This window comes from Coleofasciculus sp. B1-GNL1-01, assembly GCF_040220235.1.
In the GTDB taxonomy this organism is placed as follows: Bacteria; Cyanobacteriota; Cyanobacteriia; order Cyanobacteriales; family Coleofasciculaceae; genus Coleofasciculus.
The window spans coordinates 25,060-42,389 of record NZ_JAVJTO010000109.1; the positions used below are offsets into that span (position 1 = coordinate 25,060).

Genomic DNA, 17,330 nt, shown 5'->3' on the forward strand with positions numbered 1-17,330 from the left:
TCTGACACTTAAAAAGGTAAGGGTTAATCCGGCTAACAGGATAACCCAAAGTTTGGGGGCATAATGATGTTAAGCGCAACAGACAGCTTGCCAGCAGGCTCTTTCACCCTATTTCCCCGCAATTAGGCGAACATCCCGTTAATGATATCGTGATATCGTTGAGTAACAACGGGTCGCCGGATTTTCAGTGTTTGAGTCATCATGCCATTTTCTATGGAAAAGGGGTCTAAAATCAGCGCAAATTGACCAATTCGATCATCAGGGCGATAACCTGGTCGATTTTTGACTTCCCGGTTCAATTCTTGCCGGAATAGGTTCTGCACCTCTTTACTTTTCAGGTCAATACCCGTCCGGAATGACTCGCTGTCCTTCTGCGTATCGGAGTTGGGCAAGTTTAGGGTAATATTTTCAGCGGCTGCCCACTGTTGCAGGGCATCCAGATTCGGCACAATTAACGCACCGAGCGATCGCTGATCTTGACCTACTAGCATAATTTGGTCAATATAAGGACTTCGCAGACAGGCATCTTCAATCGGTTGCGGCTCGATATTTTCGCCGTTGGTCAATACGATGGTATCTTTTGCCCGTCCTGTCAAGACTAAATCATTGTTGGGTGTCACCCATCCCAAATCGCCGGTATCAAACCATCCCTCGGAGTCAATGGCTTTTGCCGTTGCCTCTGGATTTTTATAATACCCTTGCATTACTTGGGGACCTTTCACCAAAACTAACCCCTGTTCGTTTGTGGGCAAGGGTTTCCGGGTTTCGGGATCAACAATACGAATCTGGGTTCCAGGCATGGGTAATCCGGATGAACGGCGCAGATTCCGTTCCATCCGGCGAACGTTCGTCACGGGAGAGGTTTCAGTGAGTCCATACCCGACGAGAATCTCAATCCCGGCAATTTCAAAGAAGTTTTCTAAATGCATTGCCAGGGAACCCCCACCACTGATAATGGTTTTGATTTGACCCCCAGTTGCCTCCCGCACGGTTTGATAAATGAGTTTGTCGGCTAATTTGTGGGCGGGTAACAGGAGTGAGGCTTGGATGCTGGCGCTGAGGCGTTCTAGGGGACTAGGGTTAAGCTGGTTCAAGTCTAATCCTTGAGCGATTCGCCGCGCTTTGATATAGCGCTGACTGATATCCAGTAAGGTATACACTAATTTTTGCTTGTTCGGGGGTTGCTCCCGAAACTGCTTTTGTACCCCGTCATAAATGGATTCCCACAGCCGAGGAACGCCGATCATGTAGATGGGTTTAAAGGCTTTGAGATCGGCTTTGACATGGCGAATTGTGGTGTAAATTTGGGTACACCCTTGAGACAAGAGGAAGTATTCAACGGTGCGTTCGTAGACATGCCACGTCGGTAAAATACTCAAGATGCGATCGCCTCCTTTGGGTTGGAGAACGATCCCAAAGGTGGTGACTTGATGCAGCAGGTTTCCATGGGTTAACATCACCCCCTTGGGTTTCCCGGTGGTGCCGGAGGTGTACATTAAGGTGGCGAGGGTTTGACGGGTTGCCTGAACGGGTTGTAGAGTGGTTTTTGACCCCAGACTCATCACCTCAGAGAAATTAAGCACCTTGAGCTTGTCTTCAGCAGGTGGTTCTTCATCGGAGAGTAGGATCACAAATTGAATGGGCAAGTCGTCAAGATGAGGTTTGAGTTTGGTCAGTGTCTTCGTATCTTCGACTACTAACGCAATGCTGCCACTGTGTTCTAATATATACCGCAGTTCATCAGGATCAGCTTGGGCGCTGCGAACCACATTTGCCGCCCCAGCCGTCATGATCCCCTGATCAGCAATTAGCCAACGGGGACTGTTATCGGCAATTAAGGCGATACGGGGCGGAAGATCCGAGGATTCCTGTTCCTGCTTGATCACGGGATTATCGAACAAGGTTTGTAACCCCGCCGCCAATTGTTGAATCTGGCGTACCAACTGGGTGTACGTTAGGATAACCTCTGGTTGGGTATGGGGATCTCTCAAGGCGATGATTTGTCCAAACCGCTGCGCCGCGATCGACCAAATTTCTGGCAGAGACTGGATAGAGGAATAGTCAACTAAGGAGTGGAGCAGGTTACGCTCCTGGGGACTCATCGACAACGACATAGAATTAGTTGGTTTTGTGTTTAACATCTATTACAATTGCTGGTTTTTTTTACCATACTCTTTTGAAGTGAGGCAGAATAGGGGTTTCAGGTGGACAGAATCTCTTCTGTCTGTCATTATTGTGTCTTCCTATACCCCATCTCTCCGTTTCCTGAAAAATTGTCACAAATGATGTAGGCAAGGCTGAGGGTTTAGTAGGGGAGGAATTTCCTGCTTAAAAATCGGGGGATATCACAGGAAGAGTCAGGATCATCTATTGTTCAAAGGGGGAAGACTATGAAACTTTTGGTTGTTGAGGATAATCCTACCTTAGCCCAAACCATTGTGGCAGGATTAACCCAACAAAATTATGTTGTTGATCTAGCCCAGGACGGTGAGACCGGGTTAGACAATGCTTTAGCATATAACTACGATCTAATTTTGCTTGATATTAATTTACCTCATTTGGATAGTATTAGTCTTTGTCGTCGTTTAAGACAAGCGGGAAATACCAGTCCGATTGTTTTATTGAGTGCATCAGCCGCGACTCAAGATATGGTGGCGGGGTTAGATGCAGGCGCTGATGATTATATTATTAAACCTTGTCCCGTTGAAGGGTTAGCCGCTCGAGTTCGGGCTTTACTCAGACGTAACCGAGATACCAGTACCCCAACGTTGCAATGGGGGAATTTGGAAATCGATCCGAGTACCTGCGAAGTAACCTGTCAGGGACAACCCTTACGTTTATCTCCTAAAGAATATGGTCTTTTATATTTGTTGATGTCCTCTCCCACCCGGATATTTAGTCAAGATTATATTATCGAAAAACTATGGACGTTCGGAGAGCCACCTAACCGGGAAACGGTGAAGGCACATGTTAAAGGATTACGACGCAAGCTCAAAAAAGTGGGTGCAGGTGACATTATTGAAACTGTGTATGGGTTCGGGTATCGTTTGAAGGAGCTGTGTGAACTGCAAACGGCGTCTAAGCTTAATCCCATTCTGGAACGGTTTGTGGCAATGCGCCAGATGGAGTATTTGATCCTTAATCCCGATTTAACCATTCGCGAGATTTCTGAGCAAGCCAAGAACTTTTGTGATTTTCCCGAAAAGTTAACGGTTGGACAACTGGTGAGTATTAGTTTTCCAGAGTTGATTGGTTTAGACGATATATTATTGGATGTTTTGGCAGGAAAAACAGAAGATTTTAGGTTGGAAGGTGTGGCGCGTTCTCATAATCCGCAGCGACCGGAGTATATTGATATCTATAGTATGAATGTTGATAATCAGTTATTTCTGCTGTTTGAAGATGTCTCCCATAAAATGAGCTGGAAACAGACGGTTACTCAACAAGAAAATGAAACCTATCTTTTATTGGGGTTTTAATCTGAATGTCCCATTTTATCAGACGCCCCTGGTGTTGATGACGAAAGCGATCGCTACTTTAGCGGAAGCCTGAAACCCTTTTGGGTAGAGGATTTTGCGGGTATGGGTGAGGAGGTTACTTTTCACGGGATCTGGAAAACCTCTCTCCTGCGAGGAGAGAGGCTTTGAATTCTCCCCCTTCCGTGCAAAAAAAGCGAAGCAACATCTGGTCTCCCCCTTTTGAAGGGGGACGGAAGGGGGATCAAAAAAAGGGGTTAGGTTTGATATCGATTTTTCTGGATGGCGTAAAAAGTTAGGTGGAAAGGTGCGATCGCTCTCCTCAAACGAGTCATCTAAAAGTTCTAGGGGAAACAGGCAGACAAGGCGCGATCGCGATCGCTGCTCCGGCTTGTATTTAATTCAGTGATATTCCACTTTAGAGTGATGAAAGACGTGGCAGCTTCTCTTTATCCTTTAGGTGAAGCTAAAAGCAAAAAGCAATGAATAAGAGCATGAAAACCAGTATAATTTCAGGACTTACTCTAACATTAGCACTGGGTTGTAGCTCTTCTCCACTGTCTGCCCATGAATCTTTCTCCGGGCAAGCTAACACCCTCGACACGAATAGAAAAACAATTGCATCAGAAGTAAGCCACACTAAGCAGACATCTCCTCCAGACTTCAATGATTATCCAGCAACCGAATCTTTCTCAGGTAATCCTGCACCCGTTGACTTAAGCAGTGACCCAGATGCTAGAAGATTCCGCACTGTTTTACGAGAGGGCGCACAAACGACGGAGGACTTCATTATATGGAACCCTGTGAGGAATAACGCCAATCAATGAATTCAGGCTCTACCGAGGCTAGAGAGGAGAACCAGCGAAATCGTTAAAGGAGGAACGAATCAGACCTAATGATTAGGCAAAACTTCAGTTCAAAAAAATCAAAACCGATATTTCGCTACCTATCTGTGGGAATCATTAGCAGCGTAATTCCCTTAAGTTGGACTTTACCTGCCAATGCCCAAAATCCTCTTCAAGATTATCGGCATCGATATGTGGCTAATTCGAGTCAAGACACAACGAACAGCGTTGAGTTTAACTGTCAAAATATCTTAGCATCGGCTTCAAACTCCTCGACGGATGAATATGGACAAGCCGAACCTGAAGCGGCTTACTACCAGCTAGAACAGTATTCTCCTCAAGAACTGCCAACCCTGCGTCAAGGTAGTACAGGACAAAGAGTCAGACAAATGCAACTCTTTCTGGCAGATCAAGGCTACTATGACACCACCAGAGAAGACCTTACAATTGATGGCATTTATGGCAAAGGAACCGCTAGTGCGATAGAACAGTTCCAACGCATTCATAATTTAAATGATGACAGTATCGTGGGTTCCCAAACCTGGCAAGCTATCATCAATCGAATCGAGGAAATTTTATCAGTTCCACCGTCTCAACGGGGTACTCTGAGTAGCTATTTACCAGAAGTTTGCCGACGGGTTCAATTTCTATCTGACATCTATAGTGATAATCGTAGCCAAGCTGAAGTCGAGGCAATTCGTCAATACCGCCAAAAGTGGCAGAGTCAGTATGATGAGCGAGCAAAATTTTTGGGTCATTGGTATGGACCCTTTGGTGTTGCCATTACTCTAATTCCGACTTCTAATCCTAATCGTGTCTGTGTGCAGTATCAAGACGAGTATGGTGCAGGGGTAGAATCAGCAGAATTTAGAAACAATAAACTACTCTGGAAGGATCACATTATGCTACTCATGCAGGACAGATTAGTATTAGTTTGGTACGGACAAGGTGAAATTGATGCGAAAGTGGATGTTCAAGACTTTCCTTCGGCTAAGATTCCGGCGACAGTCCGCGATGACTCATTCCAAGAGCAATACGAACAGTTAGGATGTCAAGGATGGAATTAGTGAGTTATATCATGTTCTGAGGATTGCCCATAATTGCAATAGGGAACAGTAAAGAATGTCCTAACCTTTCTTAGTACTGCCATACTCTAATTTGCAATCTGTTATAAAAAATTGGTCTTGTGTCAGAAAACAAGACCAACTTAAGGCAGAAAAAATCCGTTTAAAATTAACGGAATACTTATTGATTAATTTCTGATTGATTAAGAGGGGATATCTTCCAGAGCTAAATCAAAGGTAATCTCATGAACACCAGGAATATCTTTAATTTGCTCAATGTATTTACGCGCCGTTGCTTGGTCTTTAACTGTTCCGGTGAGTCGAACCGCACCACTCGCAACGCCAGCAACTAGGTTCTCAGAAACATCGGACTCAATCTTATCCTGAATCTGAGAATCACTCAGTTCCTTTCCACCTCGGCTTGATTCAACATATTCAATTCCTTGGTACTGACTCCCCACTGCAGAGGTGGTCACTTTTTCATTGTTGGGTTGTTGACTGCCTTGAGAGGAATCTACAGCAGCTTGAGGGGGAGCAGCAAAGGCAGGAAAAGCACTATTAAATGTAAAGATGGCAATACCCAGCAGCATCATAGCTGAGCGAAACAGGCGATTCGGCTTCACGAGAACAAGACTCGCGATCGCCAAAGTAGCGATGATCATTAATACGTTGATCATATCCATAACTATCATTTTCTCCGTACACTACAGCTAACATTACCGACTGCTGCGAAAATAGGCGTCATTCTACAGTCATAAATTGCTTTTCTATCCAAAGATAGATACGAAATTAAGGAAACCGGGATATGGAAAACCCTTAGAGACGCGCCCTGAGGTAGAGACGTTGCATGCAACGTCTCTATATCTTCAAGCAACGCCTAAAGCGCCTGCACCTGCGGAAGCTAGCGCCGAAACCAGCGCCGTACCAAACAGCCACCAAGCAGCAGCCGCCGCCGCTTTGCGAGTTTCTTCGGCTTGACGTTGTGTTTGATGCTTGACCTGTTCTAAACGCAGTTGGGCTTGTTGTTGAATCCGTTCTGCCCGTTGTAGCACACGAGTGCGAACCTGCTCAATCTGAGCAATCATCTGATTAGCATCGGCTTCGGAGATATCGTCACGGGAACTGAGAATAGCGACGAGGGTATCCCGATCAAACTGAGACAAGCGATCGCGCAGTGCATCAAACCCAGCTTCTGGGTCATCAAACAATGTCCGCACATCTTGCTTGATGCCATCATAATTCAGTTCCGGACGCTCTAAGCTATTCAGGTAGTCGCGAATGCGCTCAAAAATACCGTCAATAATCGACTGAATCCGATATTGTACCGTCCGGATTTGGGCGATCGCTTGATCGCGCACCTGGAGGATTTGATCGACAATCTGATTAACATCCTCTTCTGAGATATCCTCCCGTTGGGATAACAGCGCCACCAGCGTCGAACGATCAAAGTGGGATAGGCGTTCTTGCAAACTCGACATCCCAGCACCGGGTTCATTCAGCAACATTTGCACATCCCGCTTAATTCCTGCGGGATTCAGTTCCTCTTTACCCGTCGAACGCAGGTAATCCTCAAAGGCGGCTTGGAAATCTTGGGCGGTTTCCTGAGTGCGTAGCGCCCATCGTCGGGGGGCTTTGACTACACGGCGCAGGGTGGAAAGCACTTGATCAATGATCTGATTAACCTCTTGTTCACTCAGATCATCCCGTTGGGCGAGTAACTGTACCAGAGTATCACGATCCATTGCTGCTAATCGACGTCTGATTAAGCGGCTTCCAAGCTGTGGATCATCCAGAAGTTTGGTCAAATCCCGCTGAATCCCGTCTGGATTGAGTTCTGGCTTCCCGGTGTTCCGCAGATATTGAGCGATCGCGGACATGGTTTTATCGTATTGCTCTTTTGTTGTATCCGCCATTTTTTGGGGAATACTGCGAACACGAGTCCAAGTCCGTTCAACCTGATCGATAATTTGGTTAATTTGGCTTCCACTCAGGTCTTGACGCTGATTTAACAGTTGTACCAACGTATCCCGGTCAAAGCGTTCAGCGCGTTTACGCAGCAGCAGCCATCCCGCTTGCGGTTCATCTAAGAGTAATTTGAGTTCCTGTTCAATGGCTTGAGGATTCAGTTGAGATTTACCCGTGTTACTCAAAACAGACTGAACCTTCATCCACTGGGCTTCAACTTTTGCCTTCAGCGCCTCTTGGGTTTCTCTGGCTGTATCCAAAACGCGATCGCGGGCTTTCTCCAGTTCCACGATGACGGCTTCCCCTTCCACAGGGGTTAAGTCTTGACGTTGTTCGACTAACCGTTCAAATAGAGGACGATCAAACTGAGCCAGACGATTGCTCAGGTGTTCATAATCTGCATCAGGATCTTGTAGAATCTCCCTAATATTCAGTTGAATCTTCTCAGGCGTGAGTGCTTCCTTGGGCGTGGATAGGAAATATTGCTCCATCGCGGCTAATAGTGCGATCGCCTCGGCGCGTTCTCTAGCCGCAATTGCTACCGCTAAGGCTTCTAAGCGAATGATATCCAGCCAAGTCGAAATTTCTCTGATCCGTTCTTCAGTAAAAACACCCCGTTGGGCTAACAAATCAGCAAAATCTGACCGATTGAGCTGCTCTAATTCCTGCACCACGGTGGCGGGGTCAGCTTCTGGATCATAGAGTACATCTCGGAATTCCCGCTCCAGCGTTGGTCGATGCATCTGCCAAGAATATTTATTGAGCAGGTAATTTTCCACATCAGCCCGCACCGTACTGTAGGTTTTATCCTGAGTACCACCACGGATCTGAGCAGAAACTTGACCAACCTGTTCAGTGACTTGGCTTCTGGCGCTTTTAAGCTGACCGACAATTTTCTCCATATCTAAGTCTGATATATCCACACGTCCCATCACCATGCCCATCAGACTATGCATACCTGTGGATGCAGCTTGAGCCAGAGGTCCTGGATGTTGGGCTTTGCGGCGCTTGCGGAGTTCTGCCACTAAATCATCGAGCTTCTGGGTAAACTCATCACTAACGAGCTGATCCGGCGTAGCTGACTGAAGGTACTCCCTAAATTCTGCGATCGCATCTCTAGAAGAAGGCAGCCGATTCACCGTTTTCTTCCAGACGGCTTCAAGTTGGTCAACAATTCGATTCACATCCCGTGGCGGTAAATCGCTGCGGCTACTTACTAAATCAATAAATGTCTGCCGATTAATATCACGCAGGCTGTCACTACCAGCAATTTCTTGTAAATTTGGGTCATTGATTAAGTCTTCTAATTCCGCCCGAATCTTTTGCAGATTCAGTTCTGGAGGTCGTATCGCCTGAATATAATCTTCTAAGTTCTCGCGAATCGTCTCCGGGTCAATTGCAGAACCCAGTTCTCGACGTACCGCCGCCGCTGTTGCTTCTGCGGTTTGCACCACCTCTTTTTGGACGGCGCTACCCCCAATTGCGGCTGTGGCGGTGCCTAAAATAGCTTGAAAACCAGAGGTAGCGGTACTCATTACTGATCCGATCAACGAACCAACAGTTGTCGAACTGACCCAAACCAGTAACGAAAAGTACGTTGCCCAAATCACCAACCCGACGATCGCACCCAAGCCGGGATTTTCCAGCAAGCTTAATTCTACGGCAAATAGACAAGCAAAAAATAGCGCCAAGGTAACGCTAATTAACGTGGCTAATCCTAATGCTGTACCAACCTTGCGAATTGTACCCTGCACACCGTCTGATGACTTCTTGTCAGACGATGATGAGTCTCCGCCTCCAGCAAAGGAAATTCCCAATGCCACACCCAGATTCGTTAAGAGCATCTGGAACGCAAACGCTAAAACCACACCAGCGACTAATGTGGTAAAAAATTGAGGTCCGTCAAAGATCAGCGCGGCATCTTCAACGGTATCGAGTTCTGGCTCTATCGGTATCTGTGCTATCCAATCTGCCCAACCCATGAGTCCTAGTGCTAGTCCCACACTCTCAACCATAATGTTCTTCCTCTACATAAACGATGATCAGAATAGGATTCCCTCTTCCAGGACAAATCCTCCTGTCTTTCTGCCAGAATCGTTGTCTCAAGGCAGAAAATCATCTCCCCAAGGGGTGAAACTCTTGGGCAAATTGCCAATTTATGCCCATTGATAGAGTTCAGTGGGGGATGGCTGAATACTCCCATCAAGATTCCTGATCTTGGTGTTGCCGCTATTGACAAATTCAATCTATTATGCATAATGAGCGGTGCGGTGTAGGTGGGAAGATATAACAGAATGACTAACGGAGTTAAAAAAGTATCAAGTAATACAAAAAATGGACTAACTCATGCCGACTTACTCAACATCATTGCTAAAGCTGCCGAGGAGGGAACAAACAGGCTCTCTTTGTCAAAGGAAGGTATTACAGAAATTCCCAATGAAATTGCCCAACTAACTACGCTGGAAGAACTGAGTTTATCGGAAAATAAGATAACAGAAATACCTGACTGTATCGCCCAACTGACTAGACTGGAAACTCTAAATTTATCGAATAATCAGATAAGAGAGATACCCGACTGTATTAGAAAGCTCAAAAAGCTGCGCTGGCTGAATTTAGCAAACAATCAGATAACTGATATATCAGCATGTATTGACATACTTATTAGGATTAGGTGGCTAAACAGTCTTAATTTGGCGAATAATCAGATAATGAAAATACCGAAAAATATCGTAAATTTTGCACATTTAAAATGGCTTGATTTATCAGCTAATAATATAAAAACTATACCAAGCTGTATTACCAATATCCATAAACTAGAAAAGCTTGATTTATCGAAAAATGCTATAAAAAGGATACCGAACTCTATTATTCATCTGACTAAGCTGGAAGATCTGAATTTAGCGAATAATCAAACAACAGAAATACCGGAATATCTTGCCCGACTCTATGAACTGACAAATCTGAACTTAGCGAATAATCAGATCAGGGAAATACCTAGATGTATCGGCAAACTGACTAAGCTGTGGCAATTAAATTTATCAAACAATCAAATAACCGAAATACCTGAAGATTTTGACAAACTGACTAAGCTATGGCAATTAAATTTATCAAACAATCAGATAACCGAGATACCTGAATGTATTGCCAAACTTACTAACTTACAATGGATTTATTTATCGCACAATCAGATAACCGAGATACCCGAATGTATTGCCCAGCTCACTCAGCTACGGTGGCATAGAGAAATCCATTATTATGGAAGCTATGTATTGAATCAGCTAGATTTATCGAATAATCAGATAATAAAAATACCAGAATATATGGGCAAACTCAATTGCCTGAAAAAACTCAATTTAGCAAATAACCAGATTAGGCATATACCCGAATGTATCGCCCAACTCCATGAACTAACAGAACTGAACTTGGCGAATAATCAGATTAGGGAAATACCGGAGTGTATAACCGAACTGATTTACCTAAACTGGTTGGATTTATCGAATAATTATATCAGGGAAATACCAGAAGGAATCACCAAGTTTATTGGGGAAAAACGGGGGTTAAATTTCTCGAACAATCAAATCCAAGAGATACCAACATTTATCGCCAAATTCACTCAACTGAACGAGCTGAATTTCTCTAGTAATCAAATCAAAGAAATACCGGAATCTATTTCCCAACTTATTTATCTGAGAAAGCTTAATTTAGCGAATAATCATGTAATAAATATACCCAAATTCATTAGCAAACTCACTTACTTGGAATCGCTTAATTTAGCCAACAATCAGATCAAGGAAATACCCGAATGTATTATACAACTCACTGAGTTAAAAGAGTTAAATTTATCGGGGAATCCGATAGGAGATGTAGTCTTAGGACTACCCCACCGTAACTCTAAATCCCCTCGTCCCGGAGACATGGTGCTGGGTTCTCAATCTTCTCCCCAGGGGATTGAGTAAACAGGTAGTGATACCCCCTATTCGTTAGCGGTATCCTAGAAGGACAAAGCTTGCGACCCATTAGTTTTGGTAAAGGATGAGGTAGCATATTAGCGAAAGGCACGGGTATTAGGAGTTTGACGTGGGTTTATTTGAGGATCTCAATCGCTTTCTGGAAAATCGGCTGGATGAATTTCTTCGCAACAATCCCCATCTAGAGTTACAGGCACTCGAAGAACAGTTACGGGAGCAAGAAGAAGACACATTGAAGCTGATTGCTGACTTGCAACTTCAGCAAAAGCGCCTACAGGACGAAATATTAGCAGTTGCCCAAGATATTCAGCGTTGGCACGAACGGATGAACAAGGCTCAATCGAAAGGCAGACCTGATTTAGCCCAAGCCGCTCAACAACGAGAAGCTACGCTTTTGCATCAAGGGAATCAACTTTGGGGCAAGATGGAAGGGGTTAAACAGCGAATTGCTCAGACGAAAGAACTCCAGCATCAGATTCAAACCCGTCGTAATGAAGTTCATGTCAAAGCCAGAGAAGTCGAAGCCGCCCGCGCTCAAGCCCAAGCTCAATCTCAGTGGCAGACATCGGCTTGGAACCAGAGTTCAAACTACAACATTGGAGCAGGTGCAGACCCCTTAGAGGCTCAGTTTCAGCGCTGGGAAACTGATGAGGAGTTAGACCAAATGAAACGGAATATGGGACGCTGAGGGGTGTCCCTCCCATTAGGTATCGATAAACATTGTAGTGGCGTGGCACACCTTATTTGATGAATTAGAATTGGTTCGTAGTGAGGGCTTCAGCCCTCTCCAGCTAAGTGTTATAGCACTCTTCGTGCTTACTACAAACAAAACCCTATTTTAGCTGTGTCACGCCAGTAGGGGCGACCCGCCGCATTTAATTGACACCACCCAACCTTTAATTTAATCGGGTCGCCCCCAGCCCGGTATCGGTAATTATCTAACACCACGTACATTGGCAATTGGGCGAGTCGATATAGGTTAATTCTTACACTGCCTACTATGTGCAGCGACCATCCGTGTCAACTTAAGGTGAAAACCAATACTGGCAAGGGTTTAAGCTGTCTCAAAAGGGGGTAACAAAGGCAAATTTGGTATTACCCCTCCCCATTTACCCATTCCCGGATGAACGACGAGGAATCGTAAAGGAAATGGAACGAGGCGGCTTAGGTAGTGATGTGGATGACGATGGATTAAGCACCGTCGAGTTAGATGCTGGATTAGCACTCTCCACAGAGGGAGACTGAGTTTGATTGCTTGAGAATTGTCTGGGTTGTAGAGAGATAGACCAACCTGGAGATTTACCGTAGTTAGACGCGATCGCGAGTAACGCTCCTGCCAAAATGAATACTGGCATGGGTAGGATAAAATCGCTCATCCACTGGGACAATTCTATTAGGCTAAATACTACCACAAAGGTGGTAATTACAACTCTCATCGCTCTGACTTAAAACTAGCGCTGCCGCCATCATCATACACCATGCAAATTTTTGCGATTCGCTTAAAACCCAATGACGACTTAAAGGCAAACTTAGGGCATTTCGTCAAACAGCACCAGATTGAAGCTGGATTTATGGTAACGGCTGTGGGTAGCCTTAAACAAGCCACCCTGCGCTTTGCAGGTCAAAACTATGCTCAAGCCTTCAAACGGCGCTTTGAGATTGTTTCCCTGGTTGGCACCCTCTCTATTCATGGTATCCATCTACACATTGCCCTGTCAGATAAAAAAGGCAGAACAATCGGAGGTCATCTTCTAGAGGGATGTATTATCTATACAACGGCTGAAATTATTATGGGTGTCAGCGACAATTTAATTTTTTTGAGAACGATGGATGAAACGACGGGATATCAAGAGTTAGAAATCCAACCTAAATAAACCTTACTGTACAACAGGCTGACATCTGTCTTCCTCAAACCCAGCCAAATCAGTTTATCACAGTCGTTTAAGCGTCATAAAATCAAAACAGATGAGCTTAACGCTCACTCAGATAGTCGCTGAAAGCAGATTGAAAAATAAAAAACTATCCTTCACCCAGAATTAGCTGAAGCGTTCGATGCGCTTCTTGTAGGGTTTGGAGTTCGGAATTAAACTTCCAGAGATAAGGCTTAACTCTATTGCCTCCCACAATAGCAGGTTCCCAAGCCGTCAATTGCCATCCTTGCTCAGTTGCGGTAAGGCAATAATCAATTCGGGGAGGAATAATCGAGGGGTTGGCGTTAGTAATCATCATTGCTTGCTCGTAATACCCTGTAGGTGGTCAAAAAATTTGTGATTGAGGGTAAGGAAGCGATCGCCTATAGCTTACTGGTGATGCCCTGAGTCCTATCAATCATCTTGCCACTCCTTTCTCAAGATGGTAAGCCTTACCCGCAATCTTTATCGAAATATCATAATTAAGTTGGAACAAAACACGAGGTTATGGGGGGTTGCCGAAGTCTCTGTGAAATTGAGCTTCATACAACCTTCACATAACTCGGTCGAGTAAATATACTTATTCTACGGATTGTTACAAAATAGACAAGAGGGGAGCTGGGGGAGTTATCAGTTATCAGTGAGCAGTTATCAGTGAGCAGTTATCAGTTATCAGGAGATGGGGGACACCTCGACTTACCTCGGCTTCGCTCGGTAACACGCTCGGTGTGTCAGATGGGGAAAAGTGTAATCAGTGTCAATAAGCTCTCGCCTCCCTACCCCTATCTCTCCAATAAATCCGTGCAATCAGTGTTTTGACAAATGACAAATGACAAATGACGAATGACAAATCACCACTCAAACGCCTATTTGCCTACGGTCATAACTATCGCACACAAATCAGGCAGGCGATCGCCTGTTCGGTTCTGAATAAAATCTTTGACTTAGCGCCACCCGCTTTAATTGGTGCGGCGGTGGATGTGGTAGTACAGCAAGAGGATTCTCTCATCGCCCAACTTGGCGTCACCGATAGTTTCACTCAACTGTCGATTCTGGCGGTGCTGAGTCTAATCATCTGGGGATTAGAATCCCTGTTTGAATATGCCTACAACCGACTTTGGCGTAATCTGGCACAGACAATTCAACATGATTTGCGCTTAGATGCTTACTCCCACTTACAATCCCTCGACTTGGCTTATTTTGAGGATCGGAGTACGGGTCGGTTGATGTCGATTCTCAATGATGATATCAACCAACTGGAACGCTTTCTGGATGTTGGTGCGAATGAAATTCTCCAGGTATCCACCACGGTTGTCATTGTTGGTGCTACTTTCGTGATTCTGGCACCTGGGGTGTCTTGGATGGCACTTCTCCCCATGCCCTTTATTCTCTGGGGTTCCATCGCCTTTCAGCGTCGTCTTGCGCCCCGTTATGCTGAGGTTCGGGAAAAGGTGAGTTTACTTAATGGGCAATTAGCCAATAATTTGACCGGAATCACCACAATTAAAAGCTTTACAGCAGAAGCTTATGAAATTCAGCGCATTAGAGCCCAAAGTGAAGCCTATCGCCAAAGTAACCGTCGCGCGATCGCACTCTCGGCGGCGTTTGTTCCCCTGATTCGTATCCTTATTTTGTTGGGTTTTATCGGCATTCTTCTCTATGGGGGGATGGAAGCCGTAGCGGGAAGATTAGCGGTTGGTACCTATAGCGTGTTAGTCTTCCTCACCCAACGCTTACTCTGGCCCCTCACCCGATTAGGACAAACCCTGGATCTCTATCAACGGGCAATGGCGTCTACAACCCGGGTGATGAATTTGTTAGATACACCCATTACCATGCATTCGGGGGAGATTTCCTTACCTGTGACTCAGGTCAAAGGTGAGTTAGCGTTAAAAAATATTACCTTTTCCTATCAAGGACGCCATCCTGTGATAGAAAATCTTTCCCTGCATATTCCAGCCGGAAAAACCATTGCTATTGTTGGTGCGACAGGTTCCGGGAAAAGTACCCTCGTCAAGTTATTATTGCGACTCTATGAAGTCCAAGACGGAACCATAACCCTGGATGGGATTGACTTGCGCCAGCTTCAGTTAGCTGATTTACGCCAAGCCATTGGTTTAGTCAGCCAGGATGTATTTCTGTTTCATGGCACAGTGCGGGAAAATATTACCTATGGTAGTTTTAATGTCACCTTATCTGAGGTAGAAGCCGCTGCCGAAATCGCTGAAGCCCATGAATTTATTTGCCAACTTCCCCAAGGCTACGACACAATTATCGGGGAGAGAGGACAAAAGTTATCCGGTGGACAGCAGCAGCGACTGGCAATTGCCCGTGCTATCTTAAAAAATCCCCCGGTGCTGATCCTCGATGAAGCCACCTCCGCCGTGGATAACGAGACAGAAGCCGCCATTCAGCGATCGCTAGAGAAGATTACCCAAAACCGAACCACGATCGCGATCGCTCATCGCTTGTCTACTGTACGCAATGCTAATTGTATTTATGTTATGGATAAAGGTAAATTAGTTGAACAAGGCACCCATGAAGAATTACTGGAGCAACAAGCTATTTATGCGATGCTTTGGCGAGTTCAGTCTGGGGTTAAATAATTGTCATTTGTCATTGGGAATTGGTCATTTGTCATTGGGGATTATCAACCATGATTATGTTCAGTAAAGCTCAACCAAATAAGCCAGAGGAGCAGTGGAAAGTTAAGCTAAATCAGTTTGCCAAAGAACATAGTAAGAAACTGGCGGCGCTGTCATGGGGACTCTTTCTAGAGAAGGGCGAAAGCGACGAAACGATAGGAATTGACCTAAAACCCAGACCCCATTTTGTCTATTGTCCCAAAGCCGCCCTGGAAAAATTAAATCAAAAGGTGGAGAACTATCTTCAAGAAGTAGTAGGTATTGTTAATGCTCACCAACCTGATAAAGAAGTGTTAATGATTGGGATTGGTAATGACCAAATTAAGTTAATTCATTTTGAACCAGAATCTCCACCTCCGGTATGTTTTGAGGAAGTGGGTAAAGATGTCGATACATTAATTGAAGAATTAGAACAGCGTTTGAGCGAATTTGATATTCGTCCTTAGTTGTCAAAACACTGATTTCACGGATTAATTGGAGAGAGTGAGGTAGGGAAGTGAGAGGTTAGTTACACTGATTACACTGAGTTACATCAGGGTGAAAACCTCCCCGTTAGCAGTAAAACCCACCCCTACAATTCCCCCAGCTCCCCCAGCTCCCCTGTACCCCTGCATCCTCATCCTGCGATCGGTACAATATTGAACAATAGTCAACAAACTACCATCCAACTCTGCTAACTATGACGCCTGACGTAAAAACGTTACCCCAGGAACCGACTGACACGAGTGAAACCGACTACCTCGACGAACTTCCCAACGATGTCGAGATGTCGCTGTTTGATCACCTAGAAGAGTTGCGGCGGCGAATTTTCTATTCGCTGCTGGCTGTAGCCGTTGGTGCGATCGGCTGCTTTGTAGCAGTTAAGTACATTGTTCAGGTATTGGAAATCCCGGCTCAAGGCGTTAAGTTTTTGCAATTAGCTCCCGGTGAATACTTCTTTGTTTCCCTGAAAGTAGCGGGTTACAGTGGTTTGCTGGTGGCGACACCGTTCATTCTTTACCAAGTGATTCAGTTTGTCTTACCGGGATTGACTCGCCGCGAACAACGCTTGATTGCGCCTATAGTTTTAGGGTCGAGTATTCTGTTCTTTGTCGGGTTAGCATTTTCCTACATTGCTTTAATTCCCGCCGCGCTGAAATTCTTTATTAGTTACGGCGCTGATGTCGTTGAGCAAGCTTGGTCAATTGAACGGTATTTTGAATTTGTGCTGCTTCTCATGTTCAGCACGGGGATAGCTTTTCAAGTCCCAATTATTCAGCTTCTCTTGGGAAATTTAGGAATTGTCTCATCCTCTCAAATGCTTTCCGGTTGGCGGATTGTTATTTTAGGTGCAGTGATTTTAGGCGCTGTTTTAACCCCCTCCACTGATCCTCTGACTCAAAGCTTACTCGCTGGTGCGGTTATCGGTCTTTACTTTGGCGGAATTGGTATGGTTAAGTTATCAGGAAAGTAATTGA

The 17,330-nt window shown here is 45.1% G+C and carries 14 protein-coding genes; 9 read left to right on the forward strand and 5 right to left on the reverse strand.

Annotated elements, in window-relative coordinates; genetic code table 11:
- Positions 1 to 122: 122 nt before the first annotated feature.
- Positions 123 to 2,141 carry an AMP-dependent synthetase/ligase gene (locus tag RID53_RS27070; protein WP_446391050.1) on the reverse strand — a complete coding sequence of 673 codons (2,019 nt, stop codon included), beginning with the start codon at positions 2,139 to 2,141 and terminating at the stop codon, positions 123 to 125.
- A gap of 249 nt (positions 2,142 to 2,390) precedes the next feature.
- Between RID53_RS27070 and RID53_RS27075 the strand changes: the two genes are divergently transcribed.
- From RID53_RS27075 to RID53_RS27085, 3 genes are all read left to right on the forward strand, one after another.
- The gene (locus RID53_RS27075; protein ID WP_446391051.1) at positions 2,391 to 3,479 is read left to right on the forward strand and encodes a response regulator transcription factor; all 1,089 of its coding nucleotides are present in this window, start codon (positions 2,391 to 2,393) and stop codon (positions 3,477 to 3,479) included.
- Between the two features lie 491 nt (positions 3,480 to 3,970).
- Positions 3,971 to 4,303, forward strand: coding sequence for a hypothetical protein (locus RID53_RS27080; protein ID WP_446391052.1), 333 nt, complete (start codon positions 3,971 to 3,973; stop codon positions 4,301 to 4,303).
- A 68-nt stretch (positions 4,304 to 4,371) separates the two neighbouring features.
- Positions 4,372 to 5,388, forward strand: a complete 1,017-nt coding sequence (locus RID53_RS27085; protein WP_446391053.1) for a peptidoglycan-binding domain-containing protein — start codon at positions 4,372 to 4,374, stop codon at positions 5,386 to 5,388.
- Positions 5,389 to 5,588: 200 nt separating this feature from the next.
- Here the strand turns inward: RID53_RS27085 and RID53_RS27090 are convergent, their stop codons facing one another.
- Both RID53_RS27090 and RID53_RS27095 read right to left on the reverse strand, forming a co-directional pair.
- Positions 5,589 to 6,068: a hypothetical protein gene (locus RID53_RS27090; RefSeq protein ID WP_446391054.1), complete on the reverse strand. Its 480-nt coding sequence runs from the start codon at positions 6,066 to 6,068 to the stop codon at positions 5,589 to 5,591.
- 183 nt (positions 6,069 to 6,251) lie between these two features.
- On the reverse strand, positions 6,252 to 9,365 hold the full coding sequence (locus tag RID53_RS27095) for an MFS transporter (protein WP_446391055.1): 3,114 nt from the start codon (positions 9,363 to 9,365) through the stop codon (positions 6,252 to 6,254).
- Between the two features lie 279 nt (positions 9,366 to 9,644).
- Here RID53_RS27095 and RID53_RS27100 point away from each other — a divergent pair, with 279 nt between their 5' ends.
- Both RID53_RS27100 and RID53_RS27105 read left to right on the forward strand, forming a co-directional pair.
- Positions 9,645 to 11,306: a leucine-rich repeat domain-containing protein gene (locus RID53_RS27100; RefSeq protein WP_446391056.1), complete on the forward strand. Its 1,662-nt coding sequence runs from the start codon at positions 9,645 to 9,647 to the stop codon at positions 11,304 to 11,306.
- 121 nt (positions 11,307 to 11,427) lie between these two features.
- Positions 11,428 to 12,006: a TIGR04376 family protein gene (locus tag RID53_RS27105; protein WP_446391057.1), complete on the forward strand. Its 579-nt coding sequence runs from the start codon at positions 11,428 to 11,430 to the stop codon at positions 12,004 to 12,006.
- Between the two features lie 421 nt (positions 12,007 to 12,427).
- Here the strand turns inward: RID53_RS27105 and RID53_RS27110 are convergent, their stop codons facing one another.
- Positions 12,428 to 12,754 carry a hypothetical protein gene (locus tag RID53_RS27110; protein WP_446391058.1) on the reverse strand — a complete coding sequence of 109 codons (327 nt, stop codon included), beginning with the start codon at positions 12,752 to 12,754 and terminating at the stop codon, positions 12,428 to 12,430.
- Positions 12,755 to 12,796: 42 nt separating this feature from the next.
- Here RID53_RS27110 and RID53_RS27115 point away from each other — a divergent pair, with 42 nt between their 5' ends.
- Complete coding sequence (locus RID53_RS27115; RefSeq protein WP_446391059.1) at positions 12,797 to 13,192, forward strand: PPC domain-containing DNA-binding protein; 396 nt, start codon at positions 12,797 to 12,799, stop codon at positions 13,190 to 13,192.
- 145 nt (positions 13,193 to 13,337) lie between these two features.
- Here RID53_RS27115 and RID53_RS27120 read toward each other — a convergent pair whose 3' ends face one another.
- Positions 13,338 to 13,547, reverse strand: coding sequence for a hypothetical protein (locus RID53_RS27120; protein ID WP_446339977.1), 210 nt, complete (start codon positions 13,545 to 13,547; stop codon positions 13,338 to 13,340).
- Positions 13,548 to 14,064: 517 nt separating this feature from the next.
- Between RID53_RS27120 and RID53_RS27125 the strand changes: the two genes are divergently transcribed.
- The 3 genes from RID53_RS27125 to tatC all read left to right on the forward strand — a co-directional run bounded on the left by RID53_RS27125 (position 14,065) and on the right by tatC (position 17,326).
- Entirely contained in the window at positions 14,065 to 15,834 is a 1,770-nt protein-coding gene (locus tag RID53_RS27125) for an ABC transporter ATP-binding protein (RefSeq protein WP_446391060.1), read from the forward strand.
- Between the two features lie 53 nt (positions 15,835 to 15,887).
- On the forward strand, positions 15,888 to 16,319 hold the full coding sequence (gene ccmS, locus RID53_RS27130) for a beta-carboxysome assembly chaperone CcmS (RefSeq protein ID WP_446391093.1): 432 nt from the start codon (positions 15,888 to 15,890) through the stop codon (positions 16,317 to 16,319).
- A 233-nt stretch (positions 16,320 to 16,552) separates the two neighbouring features.
- A complete protein-coding gene (tatC, locus tag RID53_RS27135) occupies positions 16,553 to 17,326 on the forward strand; it encodes a twin-arginine translocase subunit TatC (protein ID WP_446391061.1) in 774 nt (257 codons plus the stop codon).
- The last annotated feature ends 4 nt before the right edge of the window (positions 17,327 to 17,330 follow it).